Source organism: Mesorhizobium sp. J18 (genome assembly GCF_007829525.1).
Lineage (GTDB): Bacteria > Pseudomonadota > Alphaproteobacteria > Rhizobiales > Rhizobiaceae > VLJP01.
Genome location: NZ_VLJP01000066.1, coordinates 4,665 through 11,704, shown reverse-complemented (window position 1 = coordinate 11,704; position 7,040 = coordinate 4,665). Strand labels below are relative to the sequence as shown.

Below are 7,040 nucleotides of genomic sequence, written 5' to 3'. Positions count from 1 at the left end.
CCGCAACGCTTCTCGAAAACGCTTCACCGCCGAACATGGTCGAGATCATCGAGCGTTATCGCGCCACCGTGAGCTTCACCGCGCCGACCGCCTATCGCGCCATGCTGGCGGCGATGGATGAAGGGGCAGATCTTTCGTCGCTGCGCGTTGCGGTTTCAGCTGGCGAGACATTACCCGGTCCGGTCTTTGAGGAATGGATAAGGAASACCGGCAAGCCGATTCTCGACGGCATCGGCTCGACCGAGATGCTGCACATCTTCATCACCAATCGCTTTGACGACATGGCACCGGCCACCACGGGCCGGCCCGTGACCGGCTATGAGGCAAAGGTGGTCGACAAGGACATGAACGAGGTTCCGCGTGGCCAGATCGGGCGGCTGGCCGTGCGCGGGCCGACCGGCTGCCGTTATCTCGCCGATGACAGACAGCAGGATTATGTGCGGAATGGATGGAATCTGACAGGCGATTCCTTCTTTCAGGACGAGGAGGGCCGTTTTCATTTCGCCGCCCGTTCGGATGACATGATCATATCGGCCGGCTACAATATCGCCGGCCCGGAGGTAGAAGCCGTACTGCTCGCTCATGCTGACGTCATGGAATGCGCCGTGATCGGCGTGCCCGACGAAGGGCGCGGGCAGATCGTGGAGGCTTATATTGTTCTTGCCGAGGGTGTCGCCGCCGATGAGCTTACGAAAAAGCGCCTGCAGGACCATGTGAAGGCGACCATTGCGCCATACAAATATCCTCGGTCAGTGAAGTTCGTCTCTGCTTTGCCGAAGACACAAACGGGCAAGATCCAGCGTTTCAGATTGCGGGAGGAAAGAAACTGATGGCCGGATGGCACCAAAAGCCCGCACCCATGGAAGAATCATGGGATGAAAAGCGGCCGGAAGAGGATTCTGCTTCCTCCTGTCGGGCAATAGCGGATATGGAAACTGATCGGTGGAAGCAAGCACTTCGAAGATGAGATCGGCCACAGGCGGAAAAACATGAAACAGCGCCGCAGCCGTAAGGGAACTTGAATAGAGGGAGAACGTGATGAAAGCAGTTCTAGGCGCTGGGCTAGTGGCCCTTTCCGTGGCGGTAGCGGGTTCGGTTCATGCCGAGCCGGTCAAGATCGGGATGATCACGACCCTTTCCGGCGGTGGGGCCGGCCTCGGGGTCGATGTGCGCGATGCCTTCATGTTGGCGATCAAGCAATCGGGAAATGAAGAAATCGAGGTCGTCATCGAAGATGACGGCCAGAAGCCTGAATTGGCGGTTCAGATCGCCGACAAGATGATCCAGAGCGACAAGGTCGATCTGATGACCGGCATCATCTGGTCGAATCTGGCCATGGCCGTCGTTCCGAGCGTTACCGGACAGGATGTCATCTATCTTTCGCCCAATGCCGGACCGTCGGCGCTGGCCGGGGCGAATTGCAATCCGAACTATTTCAATGTCGCCTATCAGAACGACAATTTCCACGAGGCGGTCGGCGCCTATGCGAAGGCGCAGGGCTTCAAGAAGATGTTCATCATGGCGCCCAACTATCCGGCCGGCAAGGACTCGCTGACCGGCTTCAAGCGCTACTATGACGCCGAACTGGCCGGCGAGGTTTACACAAAGCTCGGCCAGACGGACTATGCGGCCGAGATCGCGCAGATCCGCTCCTCCGGAGCCGATGGCCTCTTCTTCTTCCTGCCGGGCGGCATGGGCATTGCCTTCATGAAGCAGTTCGCCCAGTCGGGCGTCGATCTTCCTGTCATGGGTCCTGGCTTCTCCTTCTCGCAGGACGTTCTCGGCGCTATCGGCGATGCGGCTGTCGGGGCGAAGAACTCCTCGCAGTGGTCAAAGGATCTCGACAACGAGGCGAACAAGAAATTCGTCGAAACCTTCCAGTCCGAATATGGCCGGCTGCCGTCGCTCTACGCGGCGCAAGGCTATGACACGGCAAACCTCGTCCTGTCTGCCATCGAGAAGGCCAGCGTAAAGGACAAGGAAGCCTTCCGCGCCGCACTCAAGGAGGCTGATTTCGACTCGGTCCGGGGCAAGTTCAAATTCAACACGAACAACCACCCGATCCAGGACATCTATATGCGCGAGGTGATCAAGGAAGGCGACGTGCTGACGAACAAGATCGTCGACACCGCCTTCACCGACCACCAGGATGCCTATGCGGCAGAGTGCAAGATGTAGTCTGAAGGGTGCTCTTCATACGGCTGTTCGACCATTGAGAAGAGCCCCATGGAACGGGGCCTTCTCCTGTTGGAAAGGGAACCGAAGCCGGATGAGGAAGGCCGCTTACCGCTGAAGTAACCGGGACCTCCTATTGTCCTCTGCACTCATCATCGAACAGGTACTCAACGGCATCCAGCTCGGCGTGACGCTGTTTCTGATGGCGGCGGGCCTGACGCTGATCTTCGGCGTCATGGGCCTGATCAACCTGGCGCATGGTTCGCTCTACATGGTCGGTGCCTTCGCCTGCGCCGTGGTGGCCGCAGCGACGGGATCCTTCTGGCTCGGTCTTGCAGCAAGCCTCGCCGCAGCCGCTGCGGCTGGCGCCGTCATGGAAATCCTCGTCATAAGACGGCTCTATGCGCGCGATCATCTGGATCAGGTCCTGGCCACCTTCGCATTGATCCTCATCTTCTCGGAAGCCACGCGCTGGCTGTTCGGCTCCTTCCCGCTCTATCTCAACATTCCTTCCGCGCTCTCCGGCGCCGTGCATCTGCCGGGAGGAGCGCAATATTCCCTCTATCGCCTCGCCATTATCGGCGTCGGCATTGTCGTTGCGGCGGGGCTTTACCTGCTGATCTCGCATACGCGGCTCGGCATGCGCATCCGGGCAGGCGAATCCGATCGTGAAATGATCGGCGCTCTCGGCGTTGACATCCGCACGCTTTACACGATCGTGTTTGCGCTGGGCGCCGCCCTTGCCGGGCTGGCCGGTGCGCTGGTCGGCGCACAGCAATCGGTCCAGGTCGGCATGGGCGAGCCCGTGCTCATCCTCGCTTTCGTGGTCATCGTCATCGGCGGCATCGGTTCGATCAAGGGCGCCCTGATCGGCGCCGTTCTGGTCGGCGTGGTGGATACGCTGGGGCGTTTTCTGTTGCCGGTCCTGCTCGAGGTTTTCCTGCCTCCCTCACAGGCGGCCTCCATCGGCGCCGCCGTTGCCTCGATGCTTATCTACATCGTCATGGCGCTGATCCTTGCGGTGCGCCCGCAGGGCCTGTTTGCGGCCAATGCGTGAGATGCGGATGACTCGCGAACGCACGGTCAATCTCGTCCTCCTGTTGCTTGTCCCTGCCGCGGCTCTCGCGGCCCAGGCGATAGGCGAAACCTTTTATGTCACGCTTGCAACGCGGATCGCCATCCTGGCGCTTGCCGCCACCGGCCTCAATATCGCGCTCGGGCTCGGCGGGCTGGTCTCCTTCGGCCATGCGGCCTTCTTCGGCATAGGCGGCTATGCCGCCGGCATCCTTGCGACCCATGCCTTCAACCAGGAGCCGCTTCTCTTCGGCCTCCCCGGCTCGAAGCAGATGCTGGTGATCTGGCTGACAAGCCTTGTCGCCAGCGGTCTCGTGGCCGCGGTCATTGGCGCGATAAGCCTCAGGACATCCGGTGTCTATTTCATCATGATCACGCTCGCCTTCGCGCAGATGATCTATTATTTCGCCATCTCCTGGCCGGCCTATGGCGGCGAGGACGGACTGTCGCTCTACGTCCGCAACAGCTTTCCGGGCCTCAATACGCTCGATCCCATGACCTTCTTCCTGATCTGCTATGGCCTGCTGGTGCTAGGGCTCCTTGTGTTCGCCACCCTTCGCGCCTCCCGTTTCGGGACCGCACTCCAGGCTTCACGGCAGAATCCGACCCGGGTCGCGGCCGTTGGCATCACACCCTACCGGATACGCCTCGTCGCCTTTATCCTCTCGGGAATGGTGACGGCGATCGCGGGCGCCCTCTATGCCGATCTCAACCGCTTCGTCAGCCCTTCCATGCTGTCCTGGCACATGTCGGGCGAATTGATCGTGCTGATCATCCTCGGGGGAACGGGGAGGCTTTTCGGGCCGCTGGCCGGTGCCATTCTCTATATACTCTTTGAGTTCGTGCTCGGGGGTCTGACGGAAAGCTGGCAGCTTTTCCTCGGCCTCATTCTTCTCGGCGTCGTGCTTTTCGCGCGCGGCGGGCTGATCGGCCTCCTTGCGGGAAAGGAGCGTCATGGCTGAACCTGTGCTCGACATCCGGAGCCTGAAAAAATCCTTCGGCGCAGTGGTCGCCACCGATGGTGTGAGCCTTGACCTCCGGGAGGGTGAGATCCACGCGCTGATCGGCCCCAACGGCGCAGGCAAATCGACGCTGATCCACCAGATCGCCGGAACGATAAGGCCAGATTCGGGCGAAATCCGCTTCCTCGGGCAGGACATCGGCACGCTGGGAGTTGCCGAACGGGCTCGCCTCGGCCTCGGGCGGACGTTTCAGGTTTCCTCCCTTGCGCATGAATTCTCTGCACTGCGCAATGTCATGCTGGCAGTACAGGGATCGCAGGGATCGAGCTTTCGTTTCTTCCGGCCGGTCATGGACGACGCCTCGCTGAAGGAGCCGGCCATGGCCGCGCTGGAACGGGTCGGGCTGGCCAACCGTGCCGGCATTCCGGCAGCCGAGCTTTCCCATGGGGAGCGCCGCCAGTTGGAGATCGCGATTGCCCTGGCGCTTGGCTCCAGGGCTTTTCTGTTGGATGAGCCGATGGCCGGCATGGGACCGGAAGGCTCCCAGGCGTTGACGGCCTTCCTTGACGGGTTGCGTCAGGAGGCTCCTATCCTGCTCGTGGAGCATGACATGGAAGCCGTCTTCGCATTGGCAGACCGCATATCAGTGTTGGTCTACGGGCGCGTCATCGCCACCGGCAGCGTCGAGGAAATCCGCAACAATCCCACCGTACGCGAGGCCTATCTCGGAGAGCCGGCATGAGCCTTCTGGAAGTCTCCGGCCTGCAGACCTTTTACGGCGCAAGCCAGGCGCTTTTCGGCGTCGATCTTTCCGTAGGCGAAGGTGAAGTGGTGGCGCTCATGGGCCGCAACGGCATGGGCAAGACCACGACCATACGCTCCATATGCAATCTGACGCCGCCGCGCACCGGCGCCATTCGCTTCGCCGGCAGCGATATTACCCGCCGCAGCCCGCACCGCATAGCCAGGCTCGGCATAGGCCTTGTCCCGGAAGGTCGGCGCTGCTTCCCCAATCTGACGGTGGAAGAGAATCTTGTCGCTGCGGCGCGTGGGGGAAAATGGTCGCTGACCAGCGTGAACCGCCTGTTCCCGCGGCTTGCCGAGCGCCGTCGCCAATATGCGAATACGCTTTCGGGCGGCGAGCAACAGATGCTCGCCATCGGTCGTGCTTTGATGACCAATCCGAAGCTGCTCATTCTTGATGAAGCGACCGAAGGCCTGGCGCCGGTCATCCGGCAGGACATATGGGCCTCCATCCGGGCCTTGAAGCAGGATGGACAGTCGATCCTCATCGTCGACAAGGCACTTGCGGAACTCCTCCCAGTCGCTGACCGCTGCGTGATTCTTGAAAAGGGGCGCACGGTATGGACCGGCGTCGCAGGTTCACTGACGCCCGCGTTGCAGGACCGCTATCTGGGCGTCTAGGGCCGCGCCCATTGAATGCCCATATTCCTGGAGTATGCCCCGAAATCTTTGCAACTGGTTGTCATCTGGCGCATATTCGCGGCATGAATCGAACCGTGAACCACAAGCCGGATTACGAAAAGGAACTGCGCAGGGCTGGCGCGCGGATAACCAGGCCCCGCCGCACCATCCTGCAGATCCTGGCCCAGACCGACGACCATCCCGACGCGATGGAAATATACCAGCGCGCATCGGCCATCGACAGCACCATCTCGCTTTCGACAGTCTACCGCACGATGAAGCTCTTGGAGGAAATGGGCGCCATCCATCGCCACGCTTTCGAAGGCGGACCGTCGCGATTCGAGCAGGCCAGCGGGGAACACCATGATCACCTGATCGACCTCGACACGGGCGAAGTGATCGAGTTTCATTCCGACCGCATCGAGCAATTGCAAGCCGAGATCGCCCGCTCCCTCGGCTATGAGATCGTCCATCACCGGCTCGAACTCTACGGCAGGAAGCGCCGGAAGAGTTGACCGGACCAGAGCTCCGGAAAGAATCATGCAGCAAGCAGAAATCGGCCTGATTGGTCTCGGCGTCATGGGCTCCAATCTGGCCCTCAATATCGCCGAGAAGGGGCATCGCGTAGCAGTCTTCAACCGCACGGAAGAGCGAACCCGGGAATTCCTGATCGAGGCTGGCACCCTGGCCGACAGCATCGTTCCCACGTCTTCGCTGGAGGAGTTGGTGGAGGCCGTCAGGCCGCCACGCCCCGTCATACTTATGGTGCCGGCCGGCAACCCCGTAGATGAGCAGGTCGAAGGCTTAGCCCCGCTGCTTGGCGCGGAAGACATCATCATCGATGCCGGCAATGCCAACTTCCACGATACACGCCGCCGCATGGCAGCGCTCAAGGATGCCGGCCTGCAATTCGTCGGCATGGGGGTTTCCGGCGGTGAGGAAGGGGCTCGCCACGGTCCTTCCATAATGGTCGGTGGCACGCGCAAGGCTTATGACCGCGTAAAGCCTATTCTGACCGATATCGCCGCGCGCTACGAAGGTGAACCCTGCGAGGCATGGCTGGGGCCGGACGGCGCGGGACATTTCGTCAAGACCATCCATAACGGCATCGAATATGCCGATATGCAGATGATCGCGGAGATATACGGCATATTGCGCGACGGCTATGGAATGCCGGCAAAGGAAATCGGGGACATATTCGGCAGATGGAACAATGGACGGCTGAATTCCTATCTCATTGAGATCACAGCTACAGTGCTTGCCGAGGACGATCCGGAAACGGGCAAGCCCCTGGTCGATGTCATCCTCGATCGTGCCGGACAGAAGGGTACCGGCCGCTGGTCCGTCATCGAAGCGCAGCAGCTCGGCCAGCCCGCAGCCTCTCGTCCATGAAAAGTGACCGCG

General features: G+C 60.9%; 7 protein-coding genes and 1 pseudogene. All 8 read left to right on the top strand.

Annotation, left to right across the window (positions count from 1 at the left end; translation table 11 throughout):
* The coding region (locus L598_RS18490) for an AMP-binding protein (RefSeq protein WP_144865019.1) at window positions 1-830 on the top strand (830 nt) is incomplete at its 5' end.
* Between the two features lie 208 nt (window positions 831-1,038).
* Entirely contained in the window at window positions 1,039-2,178 is a 1,140-nt protein-coding gene (locus L598_RS18485) for an ABC transporter substrate-binding protein (protein WP_144865017.1), read from the top strand.
* A 133-nt stretch (window positions 2,179-2,311) separates the two neighbouring features.
* On the top strand, window positions 2,312-3,232 hold the full coding sequence (locus L598_RS18480; protein WP_144865015.1) for a branched-chain amino acid ABC transporter permease: 921 nt from the start codon (window positions 2,312-2,314) through the stop codon (window positions 3,230-3,232).
* A 7-nt stretch (window positions 3,233-3,239) separates the two neighbouring features.
* On the top strand, window positions 3,240-4,211 hold the full coding sequence (locus L598_RS18475; protein WP_144865013.1) for a branched-chain amino acid ABC transporter permease: 972 nt from the start codon (window positions 3,240-3,242) through the stop codon (window positions 4,209-4,211).
* Window positions 4,204-4,953 carry an ABC transporter ATP-binding protein gene (locus tag L598_RS18470; RefSeq protein ID WP_144865010.1) on the top strand — a complete coding sequence of 250 codons (750 nt, stop codon included), beginning with the start codon at window positions 4,204-4,206 and terminating at the stop codon, window positions 4,951-4,953. The genes L598_RS18475 and L598_RS18470 overlap by 8 nt, the downstream gene beginning before the upstream one ends.
* Entirely contained in the window at window positions 4,950-5,636 is a 687-nt protein-coding gene (locus L598_RS18465) for an ABC transporter ATP-binding protein (protein WP_144865008.1), read from the top strand. Before L598_RS18470 ends, L598_RS18465 begins: the two co-directional genes overlap by 4 nt.
* Window positions 5,637-5,719: 83 nt before the next feature.
* A complete protein-coding gene (locus L598_RS18460; protein WP_144865006.1) occupies window positions 5,720-6,151 on the top strand; it encodes a Fur family transcriptional regulator in 432 nt (143 codons plus the stop codon).
* 25 nt (window positions 6,152-6,176) lie between these two features.
* A pseudogene (gene gndA / locus L598_RS18455) lies at window positions 6,177-7,019 on the top strand (NADP-dependent phosphogluconate dehydrogenase); the annotation flags it as partial.
* Window positions 7,020-7,040 lie beyond the last annotated feature (21 nt).

What these genes read in the sequence shown, in the direction of transcription:
- L598_RS18485 (WP_144865017.1), top strand. Translation starts at nt 1,039, where the DNA reads ATGAAAGCAGTTCTAGGCGCTGGGCTAGTGGCCCTTTCCGTGGCGGTA.
- L598_RS18475 (WP_144865013.1), top strand. Translation starts at nt 3,240, where the DNA reads ATGACTCGCGAACGCACGGTCAATCTCGTCCTCCTGTTGCTTGTCCCT.
- L598_RS18470 (WP_144865010.1), top strand. Translation starts at nt 4,204, where the DNA reads ATGGCTGAACCTGTGCTCGACATCCGGAGCCTGAAAAAATCCTTCGGC.
- L598_RS18465 (WP_144865008.1), top strand. Translation starts at nt 4,950, where the DNA reads ATGAGCCTTCTGGAAGTCTCCGGCCTGCAGACCTTTTACGGCGCAAGC.
- L598_RS18460 (WP_144865006.1), top strand. Translation starts at nt 5,720, where the DNA reads ATGAATCGAACCGTGAACCACAAGCCGGATTACGAAAAGGAACTGCGC.